The organism is Shinella sp. H4-D48, from assembly GCF_022637395.1.
Taxonomy (GTDB): Bacteria; Pseudomonadota; Alphaproteobacteria; order Rhizobiales; family Rhizobiaceae; genus Shinella; species Shinella sedimenti.
Genome location: NZ_CP093337.1, coordinates 135,743 through 162,493, shown reverse-complemented (window position 1 = coordinate 162,493; position 26,751 = coordinate 135,743). Strand labels below are relative to the sequence as shown.

General features: G+C 64.1%; 27 protein-coding genes. 6 read left to right on the top strand and 21 right to left on the bottom strand.

The window, feature by feature from the left end; all coding sequences use genetic code 11:
- The first annotated feature begins 62 nt into the window (after positions 1 to 62).
- Entirely contained in the window at positions 63 to 467 is a 405-nt protein-coding gene (locus tag MNR02_RS00775; protein WP_241947737.1) for a cupin domain-containing protein, read from the top strand.
- A 27-nt stretch (positions 468 to 494) separates the two neighbouring features.
- On the opposite strand, the gene MNR02_RS00770 is transcribed toward MNR02_RS00775, so the two are convergent.
- From MNR02_RS00770 to lsrA, 10 genes are all read right to left on the bottom strand, one after another.
- Positions 495 to 2,117 (bottom strand): ABC-F family ATP-binding cassette domain-containing protein, encoded by a 1,623-nt coding sequence (locus tag MNR02_RS00770; RefSeq protein ID WP_241947736.1) that lies wholly within the window; start codon positions 2,115 to 2,117, stop codon positions 495 to 497.
- 98 nt (positions 2,118 to 2,215) lie between these two features.
- Positions 2,216 to 2,842: a class I SAM-dependent methyltransferase gene (locus tag MNR02_RS00765; protein ID WP_241600930.1), complete on the bottom strand. Its 627-nt coding sequence runs from the start codon at positions 2,840 to 2,842 to the stop codon at positions 2,216 to 2,218.
- 10 nt (positions 2,843 to 2,852) lie between these two features.
- Entirely contained in the window at positions 2,853 to 3,521 is a 669-nt protein-coding gene (locus MNR02_RS00760) for an RluA family pseudouridine synthase (protein WP_241947735.1), read from the bottom strand.
- A 63-nt stretch (positions 3,522 to 3,584) separates the two neighbouring features.
- Positions 3,585 to 3,869: a YciI family protein gene (locus MNR02_RS00755; protein ID WP_241947734.1), complete on the bottom strand. Its 285-nt coding sequence runs from the start codon at positions 3,867 to 3,869 to the stop codon at positions 3,585 to 3,587.
- A gap of 10 nt (positions 3,870 to 3,879) precedes the next feature.
- Positions 3,880 to 4,470 (bottom strand): TetR/AcrR family transcriptional regulator, encoded by a 591-nt coding sequence (locus tag MNR02_RS00750; RefSeq protein WP_241947733.1) that lies wholly within the window; start codon positions 4,468 to 4,470, stop codon positions 3,880 to 3,882.
- A gap of 133 nt (positions 4,471 to 4,603) precedes the next feature.
- Complete coding sequence (locus tag MNR02_RS00745) at positions 4,604 to 5,857, bottom strand: class II aldolase (RefSeq protein WP_241947732.1); 1,254 nt, start codon at positions 5,855 to 5,857, stop codon at positions 4,604 to 4,606.
- A gap of 66 nt (positions 5,858 to 5,923) precedes the next feature.
- Positions 5,924 to 6,955, bottom strand: a complete 1,032-nt coding sequence (gene lsrB, locus MNR02_RS00740; protein WP_241600925.1) for an autoinducer 2 ABC transporter substrate-binding protein LsrB — start codon at positions 6,953 to 6,955, stop codon at positions 5,924 to 5,926.
- Positions 6,956 to 6,957: 2 nt separating this feature from the next.
- A complete protein-coding gene (locus MNR02_RS00735; protein WP_241947731.1) occupies positions 6,958 to 7,971 on the bottom strand; it encodes an autoinducer 2 import system permease LsrD in 1,014 nt (337 codons plus the stop codon).
- Complete coding sequence (gene lsrC, locus MNR02_RS00730; RefSeq protein WP_241947730.1) at positions 7,968 to 8,999, bottom strand: autoinducer 2 ABC transporter permease LsrC; 1,032 nt, start codon at positions 8,997 to 8,999, stop codon at positions 7,968 to 7,970. Before lsrC ends, MNR02_RS00735 begins: the two co-directional genes overlap by 4 nt.
- Positions 8,992 to 10,494, bottom strand: a complete 1,503-nt coding sequence (gene lsrA / locus MNR02_RS00725) for an autoinducer 2 ABC transporter ATP-binding protein LsrA (protein WP_241947729.1) — start codon at positions 10,492 to 10,494, stop codon at positions 8,992 to 8,994. Before lsrA ends, lsrC begins: the two co-directional genes overlap by 8 nt.
- A gap of 237 nt (positions 10,495 to 10,731) precedes the next feature.
- On the opposite strand from lsrA, the gene MNR02_RS00720 reads away from it, so the two are divergent.
- The 3 genes from MNR02_RS00720 to MNR02_RS00710 are packed head-to-tail and all read left to right on the top strand — an operon-like array spanning position 10,732 to position 13,592.
- Complete coding sequence (locus MNR02_RS00720) at positions 10,732 to 11,679, top strand: sugar-binding transcriptional regulator (protein WP_241600921.1); 948 nt, start codon at positions 10,732 to 10,734, stop codon at positions 11,677 to 11,679.
- Between the two features lie 3 nt (positions 11,680 to 11,682).
- The gene (gene lsrK, locus MNR02_RS00715) at positions 11,683 to 13,245 is read left to right on the top strand and encodes an autoinducer-2 kinase (protein ID WP_241947728.1); all 1,563 of its coding nucleotides are present in this window, start codon (positions 11,683 to 11,685) and stop codon (positions 13,243 to 13,245) included.
- A 41-nt stretch (positions 13,246 to 13,286) separates the two neighbouring features.
- A complete protein-coding gene (locus MNR02_RS00710) occupies positions 13,287 to 13,592 on the top strand; it encodes an antibiotic biosynthesis monooxygenase (RefSeq protein WP_241947727.1) in 306 nt (101 codons plus the stop codon).
- 38 nt (positions 13,593 to 13,630) lie between these two features.
- Here the strand turns inward: MNR02_RS00710 and MNR02_RS00705 are convergent, their stop codons facing one another.
- Together MNR02_RS00705 and MNR02_RS00700 are read right to left on the bottom strand one after the other, a co-directional pair.
- A complete protein-coding gene (locus tag MNR02_RS00705; RefSeq protein WP_241947726.1) occupies positions 13,631 to 14,275 on the bottom strand; it encodes an alpha/beta hydrolase in 645 nt (214 codons plus the stop codon).
- Positions 14,276 to 14,285: 10 nt separating this feature from the next.
- Complete coding sequence (locus MNR02_RS00700; protein ID WP_241947725.1) at positions 14,286 to 15,242, bottom strand: VOC family protein; 957 nt, start codon at positions 15,240 to 15,242, stop codon at positions 14,286 to 14,288.
- Between the two features lie 164 nt (positions 15,243 to 15,406).
- Here MNR02_RS00700 and MNR02_RS00695 point away from each other — a divergent pair, with 164 nt between their 5' ends.
- Entirely contained in the window at positions 15,407 to 16,399 is a 993-nt protein-coding gene (locus tag MNR02_RS00695; RefSeq protein WP_241600916.1) for a LysR family transcriptional regulator, read from the top strand.
- Positions 16,400 to 16,470: 71 nt separating this feature from the next.
- Here the strand turns inward: MNR02_RS00695 and MNR02_RS00690 are convergent, their stop codons facing one another.
- From MNR02_RS00690 to MNR02_RS00650, 9 genes are read right to left on the bottom strand one after another with little or no spacing between them, the layout of a single operon-like run.
- Entirely contained in the window at positions 16,471 to 17,355 is an 885-nt protein-coding gene (locus MNR02_RS00690; RefSeq protein ID WP_241947724.1) for an intradiol ring-cleavage dioxygenase, read from the bottom strand.
- A gap of 7 nt (positions 17,356 to 17,362) precedes the next feature.
- Positions 17,363 to 19,117: an FAD-dependent monooxygenase gene (locus MNR02_RS00685; protein ID WP_241947723.1), complete on the bottom strand. Its 1,755-nt coding sequence runs from the start codon at positions 19,115 to 19,117 to the stop codon at positions 17,363 to 17,365.
- Positions 19,117 to 20,202 (bottom strand): branched-chain amino acid ABC transporter permease, encoded by a 1,086-nt coding sequence (locus MNR02_RS00680; protein ID WP_241947722.1) that lies wholly within the window; start codon positions 20,200 to 20,202, stop codon positions 19,117 to 19,119. Before MNR02_RS00680 ends, MNR02_RS00685 begins: the two co-directional genes overlap by 1 nt.
- 1 nt (position 20,203) lies before the next feature.
- Positions 20,204 to 21,067 (bottom strand): branched-chain amino acid ABC transporter permease, encoded by an 864-nt coding sequence (locus tag MNR02_RS00675; RefSeq protein ID WP_241947721.1) that lies wholly within the window; start codon positions 21,065 to 21,067, stop codon positions 20,204 to 20,206.
- Positions 21,064 to 21,774 (bottom strand): ABC transporter ATP-binding protein, encoded by a 711-nt coding sequence (locus MNR02_RS00670; protein WP_241600911.1) that lies wholly within the window; start codon positions 21,772 to 21,774, stop codon positions 21,064 to 21,066. Before MNR02_RS00670 ends, MNR02_RS00675 begins: the two co-directional genes overlap by 4 nt.
- A complete protein-coding gene (locus tag MNR02_RS00665) occupies positions 21,774 to 22,493 on the bottom strand; it encodes an ABC transporter ATP-binding protein (RefSeq protein WP_241947720.1) in 720 nt (239 codons plus the stop codon). The genes MNR02_RS00670 and MNR02_RS00665 overlap by 1 nt, the downstream gene beginning before the upstream one ends.
- 3 nt (positions 22,494 to 22,496) lie before the next feature.
- The gene (locus MNR02_RS00660; RefSeq protein ID WP_241947719.1) at positions 22,497 to 23,774 is read right to left on the bottom strand and encodes an ABC transporter substrate-binding protein; all 1,278 of its coding nucleotides are present in this window, start codon (positions 23,772 to 23,774) and stop codon (positions 22,497 to 22,499) included.
- Positions 23,775 to 23,798: 24 nt separating this feature from the next.
- Positions 23,799 to 24,863 (bottom strand): maleylacetate reductase, encoded by a 1,065-nt coding sequence (locus MNR02_RS00655; RefSeq protein ID WP_241947718.1) that lies wholly within the window; start codon positions 24,861 to 24,863, stop codon positions 23,799 to 23,801.
- Entirely contained in the window at positions 24,860 to 25,720 is an 861-nt protein-coding gene (locus tag MNR02_RS00650) for a dioxygenase (RefSeq protein ID WP_241600907.1), read from the bottom strand. The genes MNR02_RS00655 and MNR02_RS00650 overlap by 4 nt, the downstream gene beginning before the upstream one ends.
- A gap of 80 nt (positions 25,721 to 25,800) precedes the next feature.
- On the opposite strand from MNR02_RS00650, the gene MNR02_RS00645 reads away from it, so the two are divergent.
- A complete protein-coding gene (locus MNR02_RS00645; protein WP_241947717.1) occupies positions 25,801 to 26,751 on the top strand; it encodes a LysR family transcriptional regulator in 951 nt (316 codons plus the stop codon).

Below are 26,751 nucleotides of genomic sequence, written 5' to 3'. Positions count from 1 at the left end.
CCGCGCCAGTGATCGCGAAACGTCGGGCCTGTAGGATCGCTGCAAACGAATCGGAGACGGTCATGGATATCAGACGCAACGGCACCAGCCCCTCGACATCGGGCCCGGCGGATTACTTCACCGGCAATGTGCGCCTCGACACGCCCTTCAAGGCGGAGGCGCCGGGCCGCACCGGCGGCGCGATCGTGACATTCGAACCCGGCGCGCGCACCGCCTGGCACACCCATCCCCTCGGCCAGCTCGTGATCGTTACCGCCGGCCTCGGCTGGGCGCAGCGCGAGGGCGGGCCCATCGAGGAAATCCGCCCGGGCGATGTCGTGTGGTTTCCGCCGGGTGAAAAACACTGGCACGGCGCCACAGACAGGACCGCCATGACCCACGTCGCCATCGCCGAAGCCGAGAACGGCTCGCCGGTGACATGGCTTGAGAAGGTGACGGACGAGCAGTATCACGGCAAGACCGCCTGAAAGGCAGGCGCGCCGCCAGCCGATGCCTCAGGCGTGCAAGCCCGGCGCCTCCTGCCCAGTCTGCGCGACATATTCCGTATAGCCGCCGGGATATTGATGCACGTGGTCGCCGTTGATTTCCAGAACACGGTTCGACAAAGCGCCGAGGAAGTGACGATCGTGCGAGACGAAGAGCATGGTGCCCTCATAGTCCGAGAGCGCCTTGATCAGCATTTCCTTCGTGTCGAGGTCCAGATGGTTGGTCGGCTCGTCGAGGATGAGGAAGTTCGGCGGATCGAACAGCATCGCCGCCATAACGAGGCGTGCTTTCTCGCCGCCTGACAGCACCCGGCACTTCTTTTCGACATCGTCACCGGAAAAGCCGAAGCAGCCGGCCAGCGTGCGCAACGGCCCCTGGCCTGCCCGCGGGAACTCCGCTTCCAGCCATTCGAACACCGTCAGCTCGCCATCGAGCAGATCCATCGCATGCTGTGCAAAATAGCCGACCTTGACGCTCGCGCCGACGGTCACGCTGCCGCTGTCAGGTTCGGCTGCGCCCGCGACGAGCTTGAGAAGCGTCGACTTGCCGGCTCCGTTGACGCCCATCACGCACCAGCGTTCGCGCCGGCGGATGAGAAAGCTGAAATCCCGGTAGATCGCCCGGCTGCCATAGCTCTTGTCGATGTTGCGGATATTGACGACGTCTTCACCTGAGCGCGGGGCCGGCTGGAACTCGAACATCACGGTCTGGCGCCGACGCGGCGGCTCCACGCGCTCGATCTTGTCGAGCTTCTTCACGCGGCTCTGCACCTGCGCGGCATGGGAAGCGCGCGCCTTGAAGCGCTCGATGAACTTGATTTCCTTGGCAAGCATTGCCTGCTGGCGCTCGAACTGCGCCTGCTGCTGCTTTTCGTTCTGCGCGCGCTGCTGTTCGTAGAAACCGTAATCGCCCGAATAGGTGTTGAGCGAGCCGGCATCGATCTCGATGATCTTTGTCACGATGCGGTTCATGAATTCGCGGTCGTGCGAGGTCATGAGAAGCGCGCCGTCGTAGTTTTTCAGGAACTGCTCCAGCCAGATCAGGCTTTCCAGATCGAGGTGGTTGCTCGGCTCGTCGAGCAGCATGACATCCGGCCGCATCAGAAGAATGCGGGCAAGCGCCACGCGCATCTTCCAGCCGCCGGAGAGCTTGCCGACATCGCCGTCCATCATCTCCTCGCTGAAGCTCAGGCCCGCCAGAACCTCGCGCGCCCGGCTTTCCAGCCCGTAGCCGTCGAGTTCCTCGTAACGCGCCTGCACCTCGCCGTAGCGCTCGATGATCGCGTCCATCTCGTCGAGCCGGTCAGGATCGACCATGGCGGCCTCGAGTTCGCGCAGTTCGGCGGCGACGGAACTGACCGGCCCTGCCCCGTCCATCACCTCAGTGACAGCGCTGCGCCCTGTCATCTCGCCGACATCCTGGCTGAAATAGCCGATAGAGACGTTCTTCTCGACAGAGACCTGCCCCTCGTCCGGCTGCTCCTGTCCGGTGATCATGCGAAATAGCGTCGTCTTGCCGGCGCCGTTCGGCCCGACAAGGCCGATTTTCTCTCCGCGATTGAGCGCGGCTGCGGCCTCGATGAACAGGATACGGTGGCTGTTGGACTTGCTGATATTCTCGATGCGGATCATGGAAACGGGCCTCGTCGTGTGTCAGCCCTATGCCATGACGCAGCGCAAAAAGTCCACGCATTCATCGCGGTGAACAGCACAATCCGGCCGAAGCCGACCTAGCCTGCCGGCGCGGCGATCTTCGCCTTGACGAACACGTCGTAGCGCGTGCTCTTTCCAATGATCTGGTGGGAGGGCTTGCGTATGCCCGCCATGGGCTCGGCCCGCAGGGGCCATTTCAGCACAACGCGGTTTTGCGCGGCTTCCAGCGCGGCCTGCATCAGCTCCACCGCATCGGGATCGGCACCGACGATATCGCGGATCAGCCGCATCTCTTTCTTCACCAGCGCCGTCTTGTCGCGCGGCGGATGCATCGGGTCGATCAGTACGACCTGCGGCGCAAGTCCCGCCAGCAATTCACGGGAATCGCCATGGATCAGCGTCATGCGCGCGACCGTTTCGGCATAGCGCCCGCCTTCCGCGCGCGCGCGCTCGATGCCCTCGGCAAGAAGGGCATGCATCTGTTCGGACCGCTCGATGAGGGTCACCCGCGCGCCGAGCGACGCCAGCAGAAACGCGTCCCGCCCCAGCCCCGCCGTCGCATCCACGATATCGGGCGTCACGCCGGCGGAAAAGCCCGCGGCCTTCGCCAGCCCCTGCCCGCGCCCCTCGCCTGAGCGGAAGCGGTGGCCGACGGCCCCACCCACAAAGTCGACAATCAATGGCGATTTTTCGAGTTTCTGCACGGTGTCGATCTCAGAAGGGAGCGGGAGCCCGGTAGGTGACCTCGGAACCATCGGGATGGCGGAAGCTCAGTTCCTCCGCGTGCAGATGCAAGCGGTTCACGCTCGAAAGCGCAAGACCGTCGGCATAGAATTCATCGCCGAGAATGACATGGCCGAGCGCTTTCATGTGCACGCGCAGCTGATGCGTGCGGCCGGTCAGCGGAAAAAGCCGCAGCCGCGTCGTGGTCTCGCCGCGCGCAATGACCTGCCAGCGCGTGCGGGCCGGCTTGCCGTTTTCGAAATCCACCCGGTGTCGCGGTTTGTTGTCAGGGTCGATCGCCAGCGGCAGGTCGATCTCGCCCGCCTCGTCCGCCACCCGCCCCCAGACAACAGCCACATAGGACTTGTGCGTGGTGCGCGCCTCGAATTGCGAAGCCACGAAGGCATGGGCCTTGCGGTTTCGCGAAAAGACGACGATGCCGGACGTGTCCTTGTCCAGCCGATGCACGATCAGCGCCTGCGGCGACGATGCCTGCACCCTTGTCAGCAGGCTGTCATGCAGCGCGGGATGCCGCCCGGGCACCGAAAGCAACCCGCTCGGCTTGTCATAGACAAGCAGATCGGCATCGCGGTGAAGCAACGACAGATAGGGCTCCAGCGGCGGGTGATAGACCGGCGCATCTTCCGAATACGAATTCATGGCGCGCCATTATCACACTTCGCATGCACGACGACACCTCATGGGATTATTCCCGTTCGGGTATCAGGCTTTCAGAAAGGCGAGCCGCTCATCAAGGCGACCGGGCGTAACCTCCAGGATTTCGGCCTGGACAACGCCTTCTGCAACGAATGGATCCTCCTGCACGCGGGTCTCGATCTCAGCCCGCGAGGCATTATGCGCGAGGATCGCGCCGCCCGCAGCCGGCTGGAGGCTGCCGACGAGCAGAAAGACGCCGTCGTCGAAGCCCCGGCTGATCCAGGCATTGTGGCTCTCCATCAGCTGCCCGGCCCTGGTCTTGTCGGCAAATCGAAGCGTTATGACAAACATGATGTCTCCATCAGTTGGAACGTGGGGCGGTGGCGGCCGGGCATTGCGCAAGCAGCCAGGCCTCCATGTCTGCGACCTCACGGCGGATGAAATTCTCGTCACGGAAAGCCGTGGCGAGTGCGGCGACCCCCTGGCTGCGCATCAGAAGGTGAAGGGCCAGCGCATCGGCATCCGCCGCGCGCCCGAGACCGGAGAACTGTCGAGCCAACCAGTCGCGGAACAGCGTGAAAAGTTCGGCGGCGTCGTCTTGTGCGGCGTGGTCGAGCTTTGCCAGTTCGATGCAGAGCGTGCCGACAGGGCATCCATGCTCCATGATCTTGGACCGGTTCGCGATGAGGATGTCGACGAAGCGAAGGATACGCTCCGCAGGCGCCTCCGAATCCTGCTCCCAATGCTCCAACAGGGTGCGCGTGTTCTCCATGCGCCGGCCGATCACGGCCTCGAGAATCTCGTCCTTGGTCCTGAAGTGATAATAGAAATTCCCCCGCGACAGGCCGACGTCCTCGGCGATATCGGCGAAGGACGTGGCCTCATAGCCCCGCTCGTAGAAGAGCCGATCGGCTGCGGCCACGATCAGACTGCGTGTTTCACCAGCCGTCAACGATCTTCCCTCCAGGCCATGCGCCATCGGGCAATTCCGAAAACGCATTAGGACAATCGACCTAATTATCTTTAGGTCGATTGCCCTAGAAGGTCAAGGCCATATGCGCAAAGCGTTCGACAGGCTTGCGATGTTACTTCGCGCCGACCATCAGCTTGGCCTGCTCCAGCGACCAGTACTCCATATCGAACAGGTCGGCCTCACCGATGGGGGTGAAGCGGCCATAGGCTTCGGCGGCATTGATGGCGCGTGTCGCCTGCTCGCAGAGATCGCCGCCGATCGCTGCGGCCTTGGCGCTGGCACCCAACGCGTAGACGCCCTCGCTCCTGATGAGGACAACGCGCGGAGTGACGTCGAGCATCTGCTTCGGCTCGCTGGTGCGGGTTGCGTTGCGCGCGAAATAGGCCTTGTAACGCTCGGCATAGGCGGCAAGAGCCGTTTCGATCGCGGCCGCGTCCGCATCGGCCTCGATGACCATCGGCCACGGTTTGATGCGGATGACGTGATCGGGCGTGACCGTGCCGCGCAGGCCGATCTGCTCCACGTCAGCCTTGCCGGCATGGGCGCGTATGGCGGCGGTGGAACGATAGTCGAGGAAGACGCCCTTGGCGAAGGGCGAGCCGTCGCGCGTGAGCGCCGTCTCCAGCCGTGCCCTCAGCGCCATGTCTTCCGGGCCGTCGCTCGGCTGCGGGCCGGTAAGGTCCACACCCTTCCGGGCAAGCTCCTGCTCGGCCATCGTGACGAATTCGATCATCAGTTCATAGGAGGCGCGGGCATCGTCGGCGAAGGTGAAGAGGCCGTGGTTCTCCAGCCAGAGGCCCTCGCAGCCGGGATGCTCGCGGTAGATGCGGTCGGCGACGATGGAAAGGTCGAAGCCCGGCATGACATAGGGCACATAGGCGAGCCGATCGCCATAGATGCGCCGGACCGTCTCGCGCATGTCCGGCTGGTCCGCCAGCGCCAGGATGGCCGTCGCGTGCGTATGGTCGACGAAGGCGAAGGGCAGGAACGCGTGCAGCAGCGCCTCGACGGAGGGGTTGGGCGCATCCGCATCGATCAGGCTGGCCCGCAGCAGCGATACCATGTCGGGATCCGACAGCTTGGGGCCGTTGCGGGTTTCCAGGAGCGGTTCGAGACGCACGGCCGGCAGTCCCGGCGCCTCGATCGTGTCAAGATCCCAGCCGCTGCCCTTGATATGCATCAGCGCCTCGCCCGTCGCCGACGCGACCTTGACGGAGGTGTTTCCGCCGCCGTGCAGCACGAGATCGGGATCGCCGCCGATGATTCGGGAGGTATAGATGCGAAGGCCGAGCGCCTCGCTCTGTCCTGCCGCCAGCGCGGCCTCCACGTAGCGGGCTGCGGTCTCGTCGTTCCAGCGGCTTTTCATGCGTATCGTCCTGTTTTTCAAAATGGATACGGCGGGCAGCCGGAGCCGCCCGCCGCTTAAGCGTGATCAGAAGTCGAAGTTGGCAATGTTGTCCTTCGTGAAGACCGTGCGCTCGGGAAGCAGGATGATGCCGTTGCCGTCGGCTTCGTGGTCATAGCCCTGCACCTTGTTGGCCGAGACTTCGACGGTGCCGACGCCAGGGATTTCCAGCTTGTCGCCGACCTTCATCGGGCCGTTCTTCAGGACGTGATCGGCGACATAGACCGAGATCTTGCCCTGCTGGGTGACATCCCACAGGCCGAAGCGCTGGATGGTGCCGCGCTCGATATAGGGACGCATGACGTTCGGCGTGGAGAAGCCGACGATGGTGACGCCTTCGGCACGCTTCAGGTTCTCCGCGGCCTGCGCGGCAGCCGGCAGGGCGTTGGCATCGGGCGCGATGATCGCGTCGAGATCCGGATAGGTCTGCAGGATGCTTTCGGCCGTCTGCAGCGACTTCTGCGCGTCGTTATAGCCGTACTGCGTCGTGACGATTTCCCAGCCCGGATGCTCCTTGGCGATCTTCGCCTTGGCGGCTTCGGCCCAGGCGTTCTGGTCGGTCACGGTCGGGCTGGAATAGAAGAAGGCGACCTTGGCCTTTTCCTTCGTCACGCCTTCGGCCGCCATATCGACCAGCAGGCCGCCCAGCTGCTCGGGCGTGCCCTGGTTGATGTAGTAGCTGCGGCACTCCGGGTTGACGTCGCTGTCCCAGGTCATGACGAGCACGCCGCGGTCCATGGCGCGCTTCAGCGCCGGGCACAGTCCGTCCGGCGAGACGGAGGAGACGATCAGCGCATTGTAGCCCTGGTTGACGAAGTTGTTGATGAACTGCACCTGGCCGGAAACGCTGGGTTCGGTCGGGCCGTCATAGGTGACCTTCACGCCAAGCTCCTCGCCGGCCTTCGTCGCGCCGGCGCCGCCGGAGGTGAAGAAGCCGACACCCACCAGCTTGGGGATGAAGGCGATCTGGTTTTCGGCATGGGCCGTGCCCGAGGCGAGCATGGTGCCGGCAACGAGAGCGGCGGCCAGAGCGCCGGATTTCAACATGGACTTGATCATTCTCATTCTCCTCCTGAAGTGACTGCCGCCCGGTTTTTTTTCTGTTGCCGGGCGACGGCGATGAAATCGGCCAGCATGGCGCTTCCGTGGCGCAATGCGACCGCGACAACCAGCAACCCTCCCGAAAGTGCGCTGGAAATCTGGCTGGGCACACCGGTGGCCTGCAGGCCCTGCTGCAGGTAGCCGATGACAAAGGTGGCAATCAGCGTGCCGAGGATGGACCCCTGGCCGCCATAGATGGAGGCGCCGCCGAGTACGGCGGCCGTCACCGCCGGCAAAAGCGTCGCCGAACCGAGATCGACGCGGGCCGAACCGAAATAGGCCGACATGACGAGGCCTGCGATGGCGGCCGAAACGCCGGTGATGACATAGGTGATGGTCTGCACGCGCCCGACCGGGATGCCGGCGAAGCGTGCCGCGCTTTCCGACTGGCCGGACAAGAAGACGGCACGGCCGAAACGCGTGAAATGCAAAAGCACGATCAGCACGAGCGCGAGCGCCAGGAATAGTTCCAGCGGAGCCGGCAGGCCGAGGACCTGGGCATAGCCGAAGGCATTGAAGACCTCCGGGAAGTTGCCGATGCCCTCGTAACCGCCCGCGCCGACAAGACCCGACGCGACCGTCGCGGTACCCTGGAAGAGATAGAGGCTGCCGAGCGTGACGACGAGCGGCTGAATCTTCGAAAGGTGGATGACGGTGGCGTTGAGAAGCCCGCACAGCGCACCGGCAACGAGCGCCAGCGCAATCGAGAGCGGCAGCGGCACGCCGTAGAAGGTGGCGACGCCGAAGATGATGGCAGCAAGGCCGATGACCGAGGCGAAGGACACATCGATGCCGCCAGCGATGATGACGAGGGTGAGTGGCAGGGCAACGATGCCGATCTGCACGAAATCCGACGTGCCGTAGATCAGGTTCGCGACATTGAGGAAACGAGGATTGATGATGCCGAAGATGACAAGTTCGGCGACCAGCATGGCAAGGAGCGCGGTCTCCCAGCGGAAGATCAGCTTTTTCATCGGCCCGCCTCCACGGTGTTCGCCGTTGTCTTTTCATCGGATGGGACCGGACCACGCTCGTGCACGGCATAGCGGCGCGCACGGATGCGCCGGTCGATGATCTGGCGGATGCGTCCGTCAAGCAGCAGCACCGAAAGCAGGATGGCGCCGGCAATGAAGTCGTTCCAGTAGGCCGGGATCTTCAGGAAGACGAGCGCGCTGTCGATGGAGGTGATGAAGATGACGGCGGAAAACACGCCCGCGACCGAACCGGTGCCGCCGAGCAGGCTGACACCCCCGAGCACGTTGACGGCGATCGCCTTCAGCTCGACGCCGTTGCCAGCCTGGTTGGGAATGAAGCCGATCTGCGCGGCAAAGACGAGGCCGGCAAGTGCGGCGCAAAGGCCCGTCGCGACGAAGGCGGTGAACTGAACGCGCCGCACCGGCACGCCGAGATGGTGCGCGGCGGCACGGTTATCGCCGACCGCATAGAAGTAGCGGCCGAAGCGTGTCTTGCGCAGGACATACCAGGCGAGCGCGACTAGAAGAAGCACGACGACGGTCAGCGCCGAGAAACCGAAGCCGAGATTCCCGGCGAGCGCCTTCAAGCCCTGCGGCAGGTCTTCGATCCACCGCCCGCCCGTCAGCACCAGCATGATGCCGCGATAGAGACCGAGCGTACCCAGCGTGGCGACGATGGAGGGTATGCCGAGATAGGCGACCATCAGCCCGTTGAAGGCGCCGGCGGCGGCCCCGGTCATCAGGCAGAACACGATGGCGAGCGGCAGGCCGGCACCGGCATTGAGCGAGAGGCCCAGCACGGCGGCGCTGAGGCCCAGCACCGAGCCGCTGGAGACATCGATATTGCGGGTCAAGATGACGATCATCGTGCCGAGCGAGATCAGCATCAGCACGAGGCTGTTGGAGATGACGACGGAGGCTGTGGCGCCCGAGAGGTAGCCGGGTGCGGCCGCGCCGATGGCCGCATAGGCGACGGCGAGAACGACGATGAGCGTTGCGACGCGGTTGCGCGCGAAAAGATCAAGCATGGCGGGCCTCCGAGGCGCCGAAGGCGAGGCGGGCGATGGCATCCACCGAAATATTGTCGGTGAGCTCGCCGCCGGACTGGCCGAAAGCCATGACCTCGACGAGGTCGGCAAGCTGCTCGATCTCGTCGAAATCCGAGGAGATGAGGATGATGGCGACGCCCTCGGCGGCAAGCTTGCGGATGAGGTCGTAGATATCGTTGCGCGCCGCCACGTCGACGCCGCGCGTCGGCTCATCGAGGATCAGCACCTTCGGCCGGGCCGACAGGCACTTCGCCAGCAGAACCTTCTGCTGGTTGCCGCCCGAAAGGCCGCGGGCTTCCTGGCCGGGGCCGGTGCACTTGATGCCCATCGAGGACCGGAACGTTTCGAACACCTTCCGCTCAGCGCCCGGGCGCAGGAAGAAGGGCAGGCGATGCACGAGATAGGAAGAGACGTTCCAGAACAGTGGCGCCTCGAGGAAGAGGCCGTGCTGCTGGCGGTCCTCCGGCAGATAGACAAGGCCGCGGTCGATGCAGATGCGCGGCGAGCGCTTCTTCATCTCCGCGCCGTCGAAGATAACGCTGCCCGCCGTCTGAGGACGCAGGCCGAAGAGCGTTTCGGCGAATTCCGTGCGGCCTGCGCCGACGACGCCGGCAAGGCCGAGGATCTCGCCCGCCCGGACATCGAGGCTGATATTGCGGAAGCCCTCGCCGCTCAGTCCCCGCACGCTGAGGCGCGGCTGGCCGATCTGCGAGACCTTGCGGCCGGTGCGGTCCTTGCCGGAGGCCTCGGTGATCTGCACCCGGCTCATAGCGTCGATGATTTCGGCATCGCTGTAGCTGTCGAGCGGGCCGGACAGCACGATGACACCGTCGCGCAGAACACTGATCGTGCGGCAGATTTCGCGGATTTCCCGCAGCTTGTGCGAAATGAAGAAGATGCCGACGCCCTGGGCCTGCAACTTGCGCACCCGCTGGAACAGCGCATTCGTCTCGAAAGGCGTCAGTGCCGAGGTGGGCTCGTCGAGGATCAGCACGCGCGCATCGCGTACGAGGCCGCGCAGGATTTCGACGATCTGCCGCTCGGCGATTTCGAGCGCTGCGGCCTGTGCGTCGAGATCAAGCGACACCGCAAGCTCGGCGACCAGCTGCTCGACGCGCGGGCGCAGCGCCCGCGGCGAGGCGGCAAGCCCAAGGCAGATGTTTTCCAGAACGCTCTGGTTGGGCAGGATATGCGCTTCCTGCGGCACCAGATAGAGGCCGAGCTCCTGCGCATGGGCTGGCGAGGCCTGGGTGAGCGGCCGCCCGTTGATTTCGATAGCGCCGGAATTGGCCGGAATGACGCCCGACATGATCTTCATGAGGCTCGACTTGCCCGCACCGTTGCCACCGAGAAGCGCATGCACCTCCCCTGCCTGCAAGGCGAGCGAAACGCCCTTCAGCACCGGTACGGCACCGTAGGACTTCCAGATATCCGTCAGCTGCGCGACCCTCCCGGTCGCCGCCTGATCCGTCATTCTGCACCTGTTCATATGTAATTTATGCCAATCATGTGATCACAGTGATTGGCTGCCGTCAATATGCTCACGAATGCCCACACCGCTCCGAATGCCCGATATTGCACTGCAAAATATGATTTATCGGCGAAAATCAATGCATTGCCGGCACAAAGAATTTTTCGCGGCGCGAATACGTTGACGTATCAAAAGTTTTTTTGCTATTCAAATGATCAGAAATGACCGAAGGGGCGCTTTATGGCGACGGATAACGGGGAATGGAGCTATGCCGATACGGACGAGGAAATCCTCACCCGCATCGCCTGGTATTATTACAACGACGGGCTGACGCAGAACGAGATCGGCGAAAAGCTGAACATGTCGCGCATCAAGGTGTCGCGCCTGCTCGAAAGCGGCCGTCGCTCGGGTATCATCCAGGTGCGCATCAACTCGCGTTATCAGGGCTGCCTCACCCTCGAGCGGCAGATCAAGGAACGCTACGGGCTGCTTGAGGCTTACGTGGTGCCACAGCTTCCCGATCAGGATCCGAGCGACCGGCTGGGACAGGCCGCCGCGCAGTTCCTGATGCAGCGCCTCCAGACCGATGACCTGCTGGCGGTCGGCTGGGGAGCAACCGTCTCCAACACCATCCAGCGCCTCGGCCATCTCGCCAACGAGCGCAACATCGGCCTGGTCAGCCTGACCGGCGGCGTCAGCACCTATGTCGACGGCATGCGTACGGCCAACTGGGGCAGCGGTGTGCATCTGGTGCCGGCACCCCTCGTCGTGCGCGACCCGGACGTGGCGCGCAACCTGTCCTCCGAGCCCGCCGTCGCGAACCTGCTCGACATGGCGCTCAACGCCACCTACCAGCTCGTCGGCATCGGCGAGCTTTCCGCCGCCTCGACGGTGGTGCGCGCCGGCTATGTCAGCCCCGACGAGGTGGAGCCGCTGCGCCGCAAGGGTGCTGTCGGCGACATCCTCTGCCAGTTCTACAACGAGCGCGGCGAGGCGCTCGACCTTCCCTTGCACGACCGGGTGATCGGCGTGAAGCTTGCAGCGTTGTCCCGCGCCGAAAAGGTCGTCGCGGCGGCCGGCGGCATCCAGAAGGTGCAGGCCATTCACGCCGCACTGCGCGGAAAGTTCGTCGGCATCCTCATCACGGACGAAACGACGGCCGCCGGCCTCATCGAGATCAAGGACTGAGCCATGACGACGACATATCTGCTGGCGGTCGACGCCGGCACCGGCAGCGGCCGGGCCGTGATCTTCGATGAAAACGGCAATCAGATCGCCAGCGCACAGCACGAATGGTGGCACAAGACCGATCCCAGGTTCCCCGGCTCGATGGATTTCGACGTCGAGGGCAACTGGGCGCTTCTTTCGCGCGCCATCCGGCAGGCGATCGCCGAGGCCGGCATAACGGCCGCCGATATCCGCGCCGTCAGCGCCACCAGCATGCGCGAGGCCATCGTCGCCTATGACCGCGGCGGCAAGGAAATCTGGGCCTGCGCCAATGTCGACAGCCGCGCCGTCAGCGAAGTACGTGACCTCAAGCGCGATTTTCCAGGCCTCGAACGCGAGCTCTATGCGCAAAGCGGCCAGACCTTCGCGCTCGGCGCACTGCCCCGCCTGCTCTGGCTCAAGCGCAATCTACCTGAGGTCTATGCCCGTATCGATCGGATCAGCATGCTGTCCGACTGGGTTCTGGCGCGCCTGTCCGGCGTCATTGCCAGCGATCCGTCCAACGCCGGAACGACCGGCCTCTACAGCCTTGCGAAACGCGACTGGCTGCCGGAAGCAATGGCCAGGGCCGGCATGCGCGACGATATCTTCCCCGAAAGCGTCGAGCCCGGCACGGTCATCGGCCACGTGACGGAAAGGGCGGCTGACGAGACCGGCCTTGCCCCCGGCACGCCCGTCGTCATGGGCGGTGGCGACTGCCAGAGCGGCGCTGCGGCCATCGGCGTCGTCAACGAGGGCGACTGCGCCGTGCTCGGCGGCACCTTCTGGCAACAGGTGGTCAATGTCGGCCCTGACGTCTCCGACCCGTCCATGGACCTGCGCATCAATCCGCATGTCGTGACCGGCCTCAACCAGGCCGAGGCGATCAGCTTTTTCGTCGGCATCGTCATGCGCTGGTTCCGCGACAGTTTCGGCGCCGAGGAAGTGGCGGCGGCCGGCCGCGGCGGCGATGCCTACCGTCTGCTGGAGGAAAAGGCGGCGAACGTACCCGTCGGCGCGCACGGCATCATCCCGGTCTTTTCCGACGTCATGCATTACGGCAACTGGTATCACGCAGCCCCTTCGCTGCTGAACCTGTCCATCGATCCGGAAAAATCCGGCAAGGCCGCCATCTTCCGCGCATTGCAGGAGAATGCGGCAATCGTCGCGGCGCGCAATCTCGCGGCCATCTTCAAGCTGTCGGGCAAGACGCCGGACAAGATCGTCTTTGCCGCCGGCGCTTCGAAATCCGCCCATTGGTCGCAGATCCTGTCGAGCGCCACCGGCCTTCCGGTCGTCACCCCCGTCGTGAAGGAAGCGACGGCGCTCGGCTGCGCGGCCGCCGCGGCCATCGGTATCGGCCTGCGCCGGAATTTCGTCGAGGTGGCGGACGGCTGGGTGCGCTGGGACAGGCACTTCGAGCCGGATTTCACGCACAAGGCCATCTACGACGAGGCAGGCGATCGCTGGGCAAGGGCCTATGCGCTGCAGCGCCAGCTCGTTGACGAAGGCGTCACCACCGCCATGTGGAAAGCGCCGGGCCTTTGACCCTTTCATCCAGGACTTCAACATATAACAGGGAATAAGACATGCTCATCCAGATGGTCAGCATCAACGTCAAGCCGGGCCATGCCGCGGAGTTTCTCGAGGCGTTCCGCATCAATTACGAGGGCACCCGGCAGGAGCCGGGCAATGTACGCTTCGACGTGCTTCGCAATCCTGAAGACGAAAACAGCTTCACGATCTACGAAGTGTTCACTTCGCCGGAAGCCGTCGACGAGCACCGCAAGACCGCACACTATCAGGAATGCGTGCGCCGCATTGACCCGATCCTCTCCGGCCCGCGCACCAAGACCTTCTATCAGGTCGAAATGGCGGATTTTCTGAGCGAATGAGCAAGGCACCGGGCGCAACCAGCGCCCGGTTCAAGCGCTTACCACCAGCTTTGGTGCGAAAGCCCGCGCAGCATCTTCTCGAACTGCGCGATCTCGGTCGCCGAGACCTCGTGCGACCTGTCGGGCAGAACATCGCAGTGAAGGCTCGCCCGCGCGCGGGCGAGCGCAGCAGCCGCCTGAGCAAAGGCATCGACCGGAATCCAGGGATCCTTGTCGGACCCGGTGAGATAGGCCGGCAGACGATCCAGATCGGCAAAGGGGCGGTCGCAATCCGGCGTGCCGACACGGCACCCCGTAAGGCTTGCAAGCGCACCGCTCCAGGGGCCGTGACGCATCGCATATTCGATCGCAAGGCACGCTCCCTGGCTGAAGCCGCCGATGAGAAGCGGCCTGGCGTGATCCCTTGTGCCGGGAAGATCGCCGACAAGCTGCCTGACATAGGCAACCGACTGCTCCAGCTGTTTGCGGGTGTGCTCCGTCAGCACGTCGGTCGCGCGCGCGTCATACCAGCTGTTGCCGCGGGCCCGCGGCAGCACGAAGGCAACGCCCGGCACATTGAGCTTGGAGATCACCTGCTCGACCATATCCTCCGGCGACTGGGTACGCCCGTGGATGAAGACGCAGTGCACCAGGGCCTCCCCGGGGCTCGCACCGAGGAGGAGTGGCGTGTCGTGGTTCGACATGGCGCCGGGCTCAGAATTTTGCGGGCTCGAGACCTGCAATCAGCTCCTGCCGGCGATCTTCGAACCATGGCGGGAAGACCAGCGTCGTGCCGATCTGATCGGCCGGCTCGTCCAGCGCCCAGCCACCTTCGACCGACCAGGCGATCTCGAACAGCGCGCCGCCGGGCGAGCGGACATAGCAGGACTTGAAGTAGTTGCGGTCCTTCTGATCCGACACGTCGGTGAAGCCGAGACCTTCCAGATGCGCCTTGAGTTTGAGCTGGTTTTCCTCGTTGCCGGTGTTGAGCGCGAGGTGGTGGATCGTGCCGCCGGCCAGCGTCCAGGTGCCCTGCGGGCCACTGGATTCATGCAGCACTTCGACGATGCTGTTCGGCCCGCCGGCATTCGGCACGGAGAACATCAGGCCCTCGTCGCTGTCGGCTTCCTTCGTCATCGACATGCCGACGCCGAGGAAATCGTCCATCGCGGTGCGGTCGAAGACGGCGATGGCCGCGCCATAGATGCCCTTGATGCCGTGCTCGGCCTTCACGCCCCGCGCCTCGTTGACGATCGACGGACGGTTGTCGGCCGGGCTTTCGACAAGCTCATGCGGAATGCCGCACGGATGCTTGAAGGCTACACGCGTGATGCCGAATCGCGACGTCTTGGCGGCTTCGACGCCCTTTTCGTTCAGCCGGTCGATCCAGTAATCGGCCGAGCCGACCGGAATGGCCTGCTGGATGATCTTCGACTGGTTGGTGCCGCGCTTGCCGAAAACCGCCGGCTTGCGGAAGGGGAAGGTGGTGATGATGGTCGAGGCATCGCCGTTCCGCGAGCCATAATAGAGGTGATAGACGGGGATGGTCCCGTCGAACAGCACGGTGCGCTTGACCGAATAGAGCCCGAGCACCTTCGTATAGAAGTCGTAATCCTCCTGCACGCCGTCGGTGCAGAGCGTCAGGTGATGATAGCCGCTGACAAGGGCCATGGTGTCCTCCTCCAAAGACATTGCAATTCCGGATGCGGTTCCTCCACCGCTTCGGGAACCACGGCTGGAGCCCGCCTGTCGCAAGCCGTCCGTGATTGTCCCCAATATAGCCAATCAAGCCCGCCGGTGATTGACTTTGTTCATACAAGCTATAGCAATTTGCTATGAAGATCGTCGAAGCCCACCTTGTTCAGCTTGCGGCCGTCATCGAGACAGGCGGCGTGACCGAAGCGGCCGCCATGCTCGGCATGACGCAGTCGGCGGTGTCGCGCACCCTTTCGATTCTGGAAAAGCGTATCGGCGAACCGCTCTTCGTGTCCGGCCGGCGGCCGATGCAGCCGACACCGCTCGGCGAGCAGCTCGGCCAGCAGGGCAAGGCCATTCTGGCATCGTCGCGCAAGGCGATGGAAATCGTCCGCAGCTTCAAGTCTGGCTCTTCGGGGCGGGTACGGATCGGCGGTGTGCCCTTCTTCATGGATGCGGTGGTGTCGCCGATGATCGCCTCGTTCCAGCGCGGCGAGCCGGGCATCATGGTCTACCAGTCCTACGGCAACTATCCCGACCTCGTGGCGGAACTGGATTCCGGCCAGATCGACCTTGCGGTGACCCCGACGGGTTCCGTCGACCTGCGCGCCGACCTGCATTTCGAGCCGATCCTGACGGCGCGCAACGTGCTGACCTGCGGCGCCGGCCATCCCCTGGTGCGTAAGCGCACCCTCGCGACCGAGGACATCGTCAACTATCCCTGGATCGCGCCGCTGCCGGGCTCGCCGCTGGTACTTGACCTGCACAATATCCTGCTGACGCTGGGGCTGGCGGAGGTGTCGCTGCGCTATGCCGGCGGCTCGCTCCTGAGTGTCGTGAATTATCTTGCCGGCACGGACGCGCTGGCGATCCTGCCGCATTCCGTCGTCCACGCCTTCCGCGGCGAAAACAAGATCAGCATCATCCCGCTCGATATTCCCCAGCCCGAGCGCGTGCTCGGCGTCATGACGCGCAAGAAACCCTACTCAAACCCCGCCGGCCGCAAGTTTCTCGGCCATATGCGCCGGGAGTTCGCCGAACTTCGCCGCGCGGTGGAGAAGCACGAAAAGACGATCCAGTGGGTGCAGGGACCGTTCATGGGCGAGCGCGAGCGCATCCATTCGGGGGAATGACAACGGCAGAACGAAAACGGGGGCGAATGCAACCCGCGCATCCGCCCCCGCTTCCTGCAAAAATGCCTTTGTCAGGCGTGGTCGCGCGCCAGCACGAAGTCGTGTTTGACTTCCCAGAATTCGCCGTCGAATTCGTAGGCCTTCGCGCGTGCCGGGTCATTCACCCGGTCGAATTTCGCCAGCAGGCTTTCCTTGACCCCGAACACCGCATCCGAGTGGATATAGGGGTCATCGGGATCGAAGATATGTGTCGTCAGCGTCTCGAAACCATCGGCGCTGATGATGTAGTGCAGATGCGCCGGGCGGTAGGGGTGGCGGCCGAGATGGCCGAGCAGCTGCCCGACGGGCCCGTCATCGGGGATCGGATAGTATTTCGGCTTCACGGCACGGAACCAGTAATGTCCGTCCGGACCCGTGCGGAAGATGCCGCGCAGATTGAAATCGGGCTGGATGCCCTTCTGCTGCACGTCGTAAAAGCCCTCGTCATTGGCCTGCCAGACATCGATGACGGCATTGGCGATCGGCTTGCCCTCGGTATCGAGGATACGCCCCTCGATGACCATGTCCTCGCCCTTGCTGTCGAGGCAGATATTGGCGCCCATCGGCAGTTCCGGGGCGTCGGCGACGTGGAACGGGCCAAGCACCGTGCTCTCCGACGCACCGGAGGGCTTGCGGTTGTTGATCGCGTCCACCAGCATCGACACACCCAGCACGTCCGACAGCAGGATAAACTCCTGCCGCCATTCGTTGCACATCTGTCCGGTGCGGGTGAGGAAGAGGATCGCCTCCATCCACTCCTCCTGCGTCGGCTCCAGTTCCTTCACCGCCTCATGCAGCTTGCGGGTGATGACTTCCATCACCTCCTTCAGGCGCGCGTCCTTGGCGCCGGCATTGCGGCCGGTCACGACCTCGACGGAGTTCTCTTCGGTGAAATAACCCTTCTCATGCGCTTCCATCGTCGCCTCACAGATCCAGAATTGTCTTCAGTACACGGCGCAGTTCGCCAGCGGGGTCAGCCGCCAACCCTTCCGAGCGCCATGCGACGTGATGATCGGGCCGGACCAGCACCACGCCGGCATCGCCCACCTCGCGGGCCCGCGCCCAGTCGCCGTAATGATCCTGCCAGGTCTGCCGCGGCCCGATGACGTGGGCCACAAGCGGCAGGCCGAGTTCCGCCGACAGTATCTCGGCCGCATCGACCCACGCCTGCCCGCCGATACCGGTCAGGAGCGTAAACTTCCCATGGCCGCACAGATCGAGCGTGGAGGCCTTGCGGTTGCCCTCGCCGAACAACCAGGCATGCGGCAGCCGCGCACCCGGCCAGGTGGTCTGTTCGAAATGCAGTTCCGGATTGCGGGTGAACGCCGGCTCGGGCTGGCCGTCGGTCTCAACGCCTGCCGATTTGTAACGGTGGTTCATTTCCACGCCATGGGCGTCGAACTCATAGACCTTGAAGGCAATGGCCTCGCGCAACGCCGCACGCTGATTTTCGGCAGCGCTTCCGTCGTCACAGCGGCGATCCATGTTCTCCTGCATCTTCACCGGATCGATGGAATCGAGCAGACCGAGCGCGCCGAAGATCGGCCCGAACTCCTCGATCGACTGGTTGGCGCGCGTGACGATCTGCTTGGCGATGGGCGCGCGCTCCTCGCTATACGTTTCAAGCAGGCCGGGGCCGGCTTGGCCCTTCAGCACCATGGCGAGCTTCCAGGCGAGGTTGAAACCGTCCTGGATCGAAGTGTTGGAACCGAGCCCGTTCGACGGCGGATGACGGTGGATCGCATCGCCCATGCAGAAGACGCGGCCCTTCTGTGTGCGCGTGGCGTAACAGTTGTTGACCGTCCAGGTGGAGACCGAGGTGATCTCGATGTCGATATCGGGATCGCCGATCAGGTCGCGGGCCACGCCCTCGGCAAAGGCATTGTCGACATCGGGCACGCCCTGGCTGATGTCATAGCCCCAGTTGATGAGCCACTCGTTCCATGGACGGATCATGCGCACCAGACCCATGCCGATGCCGCCGACATTCGAGCCCGGCTGCAGCACCCAGTAGAGTACCGAGGGGCGATGGGCGACGTAGCGGGCGAGATCGGCCTTGAACAGGATGTTCATCGAGCCGGCGACACCCATCTTGCCCTCGAAGGGCAGGCCGAGATGCTGCGCCACCAGGGAATTGCCGCCGTCGGCACCGACAAGATATTTCGAGCGGACGGTGAAGTCCTTACCGGTCAGCCGGTCGCGGCAGGTGGTCGTCACGCCCTCGGCATCCTGCACGTGGCTGATATATTCCATCGACATGCGCGCCTGCGTGCCACGCGCGCACGCCGTCTTGAAGAGAAGCGGCTCCATGAAGGTCTGCGGCAGGTCGTTCATCTCGCTCGGCGAGGAGAGCAGATGCTCGGCCTTCGACGTCGGATGCGTGCCCCAGGTCTTGAGACGGCCGAGTTCTTCGCCGGCGATCGCGGTGCAGAACACATTCTCGCCCATGATTTCCTGCGGGCTGGCGTGGAGGTAGCCTTCCGCCTCGACCTCGCGGCCGAGGTCGCGCAGCACCTCCATCGTGCGCTGGTTTGTAATGTGGGCGCGCGGCGTATTGGCCAGCCAGCGGTAGCGGTTGATCGCCATGTTCTCGACGCCGTAGCTCGCAAGCAGCGCGGCGGTCGCCGAGCCGGCGGGGCCGGTTCCAATGATCAGGACGTCGGTTTCGATATCGGCCATCAGTCACTCCCTCTGATGTCTTTGGGTTTGGGCTGGCCCGCCAGGATGCGGCGGACGGGAAAGAGCTGGATTCCGGTGCGGTCGGTAAACAGGCCCCACAGGCCACGCGGCGCAAACAGCATGACCAGGATGCCGATGAGGCCGAGAATCAGCAGATACCAGGAGCCGTAATCGGCCAGCAGGTTCTGCAGGATGTAGAACACGATCACGCCGATGATCGGTCCCTCTATCGTGCCGATGCCGCCGATCACCACGATGAAGATCACATAGGCGGTCCAGTCGGGAACGGAGAAGGCGGCATCCGGCGAAATACGCGCCTTCTGCACATAGATCAGCGCACCGGCGAGCCCGGTGGCAAGCGCCGCCACCAGATAGACGAAGGATTTCGTCCAGGTCGGGTCGACGCCGACGGAGCGCGCCGCCTCGCGGTTGTCGCGCACTGCGGCAAGCCCCAGGCCCTGCTTCGAGCGCAGCAGCTTGTAGATCGAACCGATGGTAACGACCGCCAGAAGCAGCGCCAGCCAGTAGCAGACGATATCGGTGGCCTGCGGCCCGCGCACGCCAAGCAGATCCGCGACCAAGCGCACGCCGATCATGTCGCGGGTCGCGCCCGACGGCAGCGAGGTTCCTGTGCCGCCGCCGAGCGCCTTCCACTGCGCCAGCGAAAGCCGCACGATCTCGGCGATGACCCAGGTGCCGATGGCGAAATAGGCGCCCTGCAGGCGGAAAACGAAGAAGGCCGTGGGCACCGACAGTGCCAGCGCCGCGAGCCCGCCGAGCAGGATGGCGGCCATCGGGTCCATGCCGAGCAGGCTGACGCCGGCAAACATCGCATAGGCGCCGAAGCCGACAAAGGCCTGCTGGCCGACGGAAACCAGTCCTGCATAACCCGCAAGCAGGTTCCAGCATTGCGCCAGCACCAGCATGGTCAGGATGAAAAACAGGTCCTGCACCACCGAACGCGAGACGAACAGCGGGGCGGTAAAGGCGAGCGCCACAAGCGCGAGGATCGCCAGCATAGAAAAGGCGGAGCCGCGCGTGCGGGTCGAAACGGTCCAGGAGGATGAGGAAATATGATCGCTCATGTCAGTCCACCGCCCGTGGGAAAAGGCCGCGCGGCCTAACCAGCAGCACCAGCAGGAAGGCGATATGGCCCGCAAGAATCTGCCATTCCGGATTGATCGTCGCGCCCACGGTCTGTGCCACGCCGATGATGATGCCGCCGGCGAGCGTGCCCCAGAAGGAGCCGAGCCCGCCGATGATGACGGCCTCGAAGGCATAGATCAGCCGGGCCGGTCCCATGGTCGGATCGAAATTGGCGCGCGTGCCGAGATAGAGTGCTGCAATCGTCACCACCATCATGGCAAGGCCGGTAGCGGTGGCGAAGATGCGCTCGGCGCGGATGCCCATCAGGCCGGCCGTTGCGCTGTCATCCGAGGTGGCGCGGAAGGCCCGGCCAAGCGACGTGCGATAGAAGATGAGGTTGAGCGCGACGATGACGCCCACCGCCGACAGGAAGGTCAGAAGCGGCATGGTGCCGATGCTGATAGGGCCGATCTGGAGCGACGCCGTTTCCAGAGCGCCTGCCGAGATCCGGCGGCTATCGGCCGAAAAGCCCTCGAGCAGGCCGTTCTGGATCACCACCGAAAGGCCGAAGGTCACCAGCAGTGGCGGCAGGATGTCGTTGCCGAGCGTGCGGTTGAGCACGAGGAATTGCATCGCCCAGCCGAGCACGAACATCACCGGCAGCGCGGCCGCGGTGGCAATGAAAGGATTGAGGCCGAGCGCCGAAACCAGCAAAAGGATCAGGAAGGCGGCAAGCACGATGAGGTCGCCATGCGCGAGATTGACCAGCCGCATGATGCCGAAGACAAGGGCGAGGCCCGCCGCAAAGAGCGCATACAGGCCGCCGAGCAGAATGCCCTGAATGATGGTGTCGATCCAGTTCATCGCGCATGAGCTCCGAAATAGGCGGCGTGGATATCCTCGCGGCTCAGCGTTGCCGGCGTGCCCGAAAGCGTCACCCGTCCCTCCATCATGCAATAGACCCGATCGGCAACCTTCAGTGCCTGGCCGATGTCCTGTTCGATGATGACGATGGATGCGCCGGTCGCGCGGATTTTCGGAAAAGCCGCGTAGATGTCCCGGACGACCACCGGGGCAAGGCCCAGGCTTACCTCGTCGCAGAGCAGCACACGCGGATTGGACATCAGTCCGCGGCCGATCGCTACCATCTGCTGCTGCCCGCCCGAGAGAGCCGTGCCGGGCTGGTGGCGGCGCTCCTTCAGCACGGGAAAGAGGTCATAAATTGCATCGAGCGACCACGCGCCGTTGCCGACGCGGCCGTATCTGCCGATCAGCAGGTTTTCCTCGACGGAGAGCGACGGAAAGAGCCGGCGCCCTTCCGGCACCATGGCGATACCCAGTTGGAGGACATCGGGTGCGGCAAGCCCGCCGATCTCCCGGCCATCGAAACGGATTTGCCCGGGCACATTGCGGATGAGGCCGGAAATCGACCGCAGCAGGGTCGACTTGCCCGCACCGTTGGCGCCGATCACGGCGACCGTTTCGCCTTCGTCGAGCGCGATATCGACGCCGAACAACGCCTGGAAGTCGCCATAAAAGGCCGTCAGGCCACGGGTCTCGAGCAGCGCCATCACACATCGATCCCGAGATAGATTTCGCGTACGTCCTTCGATGCCATGATCGTCTCGGTATCGCCGTCGCCGATCACCCGGCCGAAATGCAGGACAACAAGACGGCTGACCACCGAATTCAGCGCATGCAGCACATGCTCGACCCAGATGATGGAAACGCCGCGCCGGTGGATGTTGCGGATCGTTTCCACCAGTTCCTGGCATTCCCCTTCGGTCAAGCCGCCGGCGATCTCGTCGAGCAGCAGGATTTTCGGGTCGGTCGCAAGTGCCCGGGCAAGCTCAAGACGCTTGCGCTGCAACAGCCCTAGGCTTCCGGCGAGCTGGTTTGCCTTGGGGTAGAGCCCGGTCTCGACGAGAATATCGGCGCAGCGCTCACCGACATCCTTCTCGGTCTTGCGCGACCCGAAGGCGCCGCCAACCAGCAGGTTCTCGAACACCGTCAGCTGTTCGAAGGGCTGCGGAATCTGGAACGTCCGCCCGACCCCGGCCAGGCACCGCGCCATCGGCGGCTGGCGCGTCACATCCTCGCCGTCGAAGCGGATCGTGCCAGCATCGACGCGGATATTGCCGGTAATGAGATTGAACAGTGTCGACTTGCCCGCACCGTTCGGCCCGATGACGCCCAGCGCCTCGCCCTTTTCCAGCGCAAACGAAATCTGGTCGGCGACCTTGAGGGCGCCGAAGCTTTTCGAGACCTGGTCGAGGGCGAGGATGGGCATGGCTCAGCCGATCGCTTCCATCTTGCCGCCGGTCGGAATGTTCGGCGCCGTCTGGTTGTCGACGATGACGAGGTCGTAGCCCCCGCCGTCCTTGAGGCGCCACTGACCGCCGACCAGCGGGGTCTTGGCGACATTCTTGGCGGCGAAGGGCGGCAGATTGGCGCCATCCCAGGCCACCTTGCCGACGATCGTCTCGATATTGGAGGCGGCGATGGCGGCAATCACCGCTTCGCTATCGGTCGGATCGGCGCGTTTCATCACGTCGGCGGCGACCTCGAACAACGCATGGACGAAGCCGATGGGCTGGGTCCAGGGGCGGCCGGTGGCCTTGGTGAAGCCCTCGGCGAGCTCGCCGGCGCTCTGGCCGGTCAGCGACGACTTGAAGGGATGGCTTGCCGACCACCAGACTTCGCAGGACAGGTTGTGGCCGTTCTTTCCGAGCGCCTCGACCGCCTGCGGAAACAGGATCGCCTTGCCGATGGACGCGACCTTGGGCTTGAAGCCCTGCTGCTGCGCCTGGTTCCAGAAGGTGGTGAAGTCGGGCGGGATCATCACACCGGTGATGATGTCGCTGCCATCGGACTTGAAGGCATTGATCTGGGCGGAAAAGTCGTCGGTCAGATTCTGGTAGCGGCCGGGATCATTGAGGCTGAAGCCCAGCTTCTCCAGAACCGGCGGGAAGCCCACGGCCTTGTCGCCCCAGGCATTGCCGTCGCCGTCGTTCGGAAACAGACCGCCGACCTTCTTGTTGGTCTCCAGCTGGCCCCACATGTTGGTGTAAACAGCGATGACGTCTTCCAGCCCCCAGAAGAAGTGGAAGGCACTGTTGAACGGCTTCCACGACGCCGGATCGCCCGGATTGGACTGCTGGCCGATGAACCAGGGCTGCCAGGGCGCCGCCGTCGAGATGCAGGGCACCTCCTCCGCCTCGCAGGTCGTGGCCACGGGGTTGGTCGTCTCGGGCGTAGAGGCCACGAGGACGAGATTGACCTCGTCGCTGACGATCAGCTCCTTGGCGACTTCGGCGGCGCGGTTCGGGTTGGACTGGCTGTCCTTCACCACCACTTCGTAGTTCAGCCCGGCCGCCTTGGTGGCGGACATGAAGCCATCGATGATGAACTTGTCGGCCTCGGCGAAAGCGGCAAGCGGGCCGGTCTGCGGGCTGACATAGCCGAGCTTGATCGGCGCGCCCTGGGCGACGGCCGGCATGGCAAGGCCGGATGTCGCAGCCAATGCGCCCGTTGCGGCTGCGGATTTCAGCAAGTCCCGTCTCGTAAGCATATTCATTCCTCCTCCCAAAAGAATTCAATATGGCGGTCGTGTTCCGCTCCAGGCGTCCTGTAACAGTGCGCGGATCGCCGTACGGTCGATCGGGCGCGGATTGGAATAGGGGTTCCTGGTGGCGATATCGGCGGCCCGGTCGAGATCGGCCTCGCTAAGGCCGAAATCCTTCAGCGCCATCGGCGAACCGATCGATTTGGCAAAATCGTAAAGCGCCTGTCCGGGTGTGGCGCCACCGAAAATATCGGAGATCGGCGTCATCAGCTCCGGCACCGCCGAGGCGTTGAAGCCGATCGTGTGCGGCAGCATGATGGAATGGGTCTCGGCATGGGGCGTGTCGAAGCTGCCGCCCAGCGTGTGGCAGATCTTGTGATGCAGCGACATCGAGATCTGGCCCAGCACCGTGCCGCAAAGCCATGCACCGTAAAGCGCCTTTTCACGCGCCGCGCCGTCGCGCGGGCTGTCGATCAGGGCCGGCAGAGCCTCCTTCAGCGCACGAATGCCGTCGATGCTCATCATCGTCGTAATGGGATTGCGGTCGGGCGCGTAAAGCCCTTCGGCCGCATGCGCGATGGCGTTCAGGCCGCTGGTGACGCTCATGCCAACAGGCAGGCCGAGCGTCAGCTGCGGATCGTAGATCACCACTTCCGGCGTGATTTTCGGGCTGCGGACGGTGGCTTTGACGCCGTTTTCCGTCTGGCCAAGGATCGGCGTGACTTCGGAGCCGGCATAGGTGGTGGGTATCACGATCTGCTGGATGTCCGTGCGATAGGCCATGGCCTTGCCGAGCCCCGTCGTCGAGCCGCCACCGAGCGAGACAACGCAATCCGCGCCGAGCTCGGCCGCACGCGCGACGGCACGCTCGGTCACATCGACGGGCGTATGCATGGTGGCCTCGGTGAAGGTTCCGACCGAAAGCGGCCCGAGCCGCTTCGACAGGGCCTCCGCATCGGCCGCCTGATGCGGCGTCGACAGCACGAGCGCACGCCGGCACTCCAGTGCCTCCACCCATTTACCGACTTCGCCGCTCGCCCCGTTGCTGAAGACGATGCGTGCCGCACTTGCCTGATAGGTAAAGTCGAGTGTCATGTCGTGCCGCGTCCCTTCTTCGCCCGAACCATGGTGAAGGTGAAGTCGAGCGTCGACGCATCCCCCTTCCCGGTCGGCGTGAATTCCCCGATCAGCTCGTCCTTCACGCCGAACAGCGCGTCCTGACCGAGATGCGGATCGCTGCCGTCGTAGACATGCGTGCTGATCGTCTCGAAGCCATCCGCCTTGATCAGGAAGTGAAGATGGGCCGGACGGCGCATGGCAAAGCCCAGCCCGCCCAGCATCTGCCCGACAGGGCCGTCGCTGGGAACGGCATAGCCGCCCGGACGCACGGTCTTGTAACGGAAGCACCCCTGGCCGTCGGTCGTGAAGATGCCGCGAAGGTTGAATTCCGGCTGCTGGTCCGGCTGCTGGTTCTCGTAGAAGCCCTCGCTGTTAGCCTGCCAGGTCTCGACCGTGGCGCTGGCAATGGGCTTGCCGTCGAGATCCCGCACATGGCCGCTGACGGACAGCACGGGACCTACACCGTCGAGCGATATGCTGGCATCAAGCGGCAGCCGGGGCGCATCGGCCCGGTAGAAGGGGCCGCGCACCGTGTTGGGCGTCGCGCCCTTCGGCCGGTTCGTGTTGATCTCCTCGACCAACGCGGTCACGCCGAGCAGGTCGGACAGCAGCACCCATTCCTGCCGGCGACCATCGCTGGCATGGCCGACATCCGTCAGGAATTCCATCGCGCGCCGCCAGTCGGCCTGCGAGGGACGTGTCTCCCTGATCAGCTTGTGCAGGTGCTCGATGAAGGGAACCATGAAGGCTTGCAGCGGTCCGGCGGCGTGCTTGTCGAGCCGCTCGGCAACGCGCTGCGCAGAGGTGCGCTCACTGAACGATATGTCTGGCATGACTTCTCCCATAACGAGAACCTAACAGGCCGAAACTGCGTGCTTGATAATTTTTTCGGCGATTTATATTTGTTATTGTTATGAAGATTGACGAAAGGCACCTTGCGCAGCTTGCAGCGGTCGTCCAGGCGGGCGGCGTGACCGAGGGGGCGACCATGCTCGGCCTTAGCCAGCCGGCCGTATCGCGCACGCTTGCAATGCTGGAAAAGCGCCTCGGCGAGCCGCTTTTCCTGAAGGGACGCCGGCCGCTGCAACCCACGCCGCTTGGCCGCGCGCTGGCCGATCACGGCCAGGCCATCCTGACCTCCGCCCGCAAGGCTTCGAGCCTGGTGGAAGGTTTTCGCCATGGCCGCACCGGGCTGGTGCGCGTCGGTGGCACGCCCTTCTTCATGGATGCGCTGATCGCCGGCATGGTCGCGGGCTTTCAGAATGCCTCCCCCGACGTGCGCGTCGAGCAGAGCTACGGCTATCTCTCGGAACTGCGCGCCGCAATCGTCGCCGACCGGATCGATCTCGCGATCTGCCCGATCGACATGCTCGAGGAGGGCTCGGGCATGCATTTCCAGGAGCTGCTGCCCGGCCGCAACGTCGTCGCGTGCCGCGTCACGCATCCGCTGCTGCTCAAACGCAAGCTGTCCGGCCCCGAACTGCTCGACTTTCCATGGATCGCGCCGCCACCCGGCAGTCCGCTGCTGGCCGATCTTCGCAGCCTCGTCCTCTCGCTCGGCGCCACCGAGACGAAGATCCGCTATGCCGGCGGTTCGCTGACCAGCGCGATCAACTACATGAAGGAAAGCGACGCGTTGACGATCCTGCCGCACAGCGTCGTCTTCGCCTATCGCAACGACCGGGCGATCACCGCGCTGCCGATCGAAATCCCGCATCCGGAACGGGCGCTTGGCCTGCTCCGGCGCTCGGGCGATCTCGGGGCACCCGCCATCGAGGCGTTTTCGGCGCATTTGCGCAAGAGTTTCGAGAATCTGCGGCATCTCATCAAGCGCCACGAACAGTCCGTTATTTGGGGCATGTAG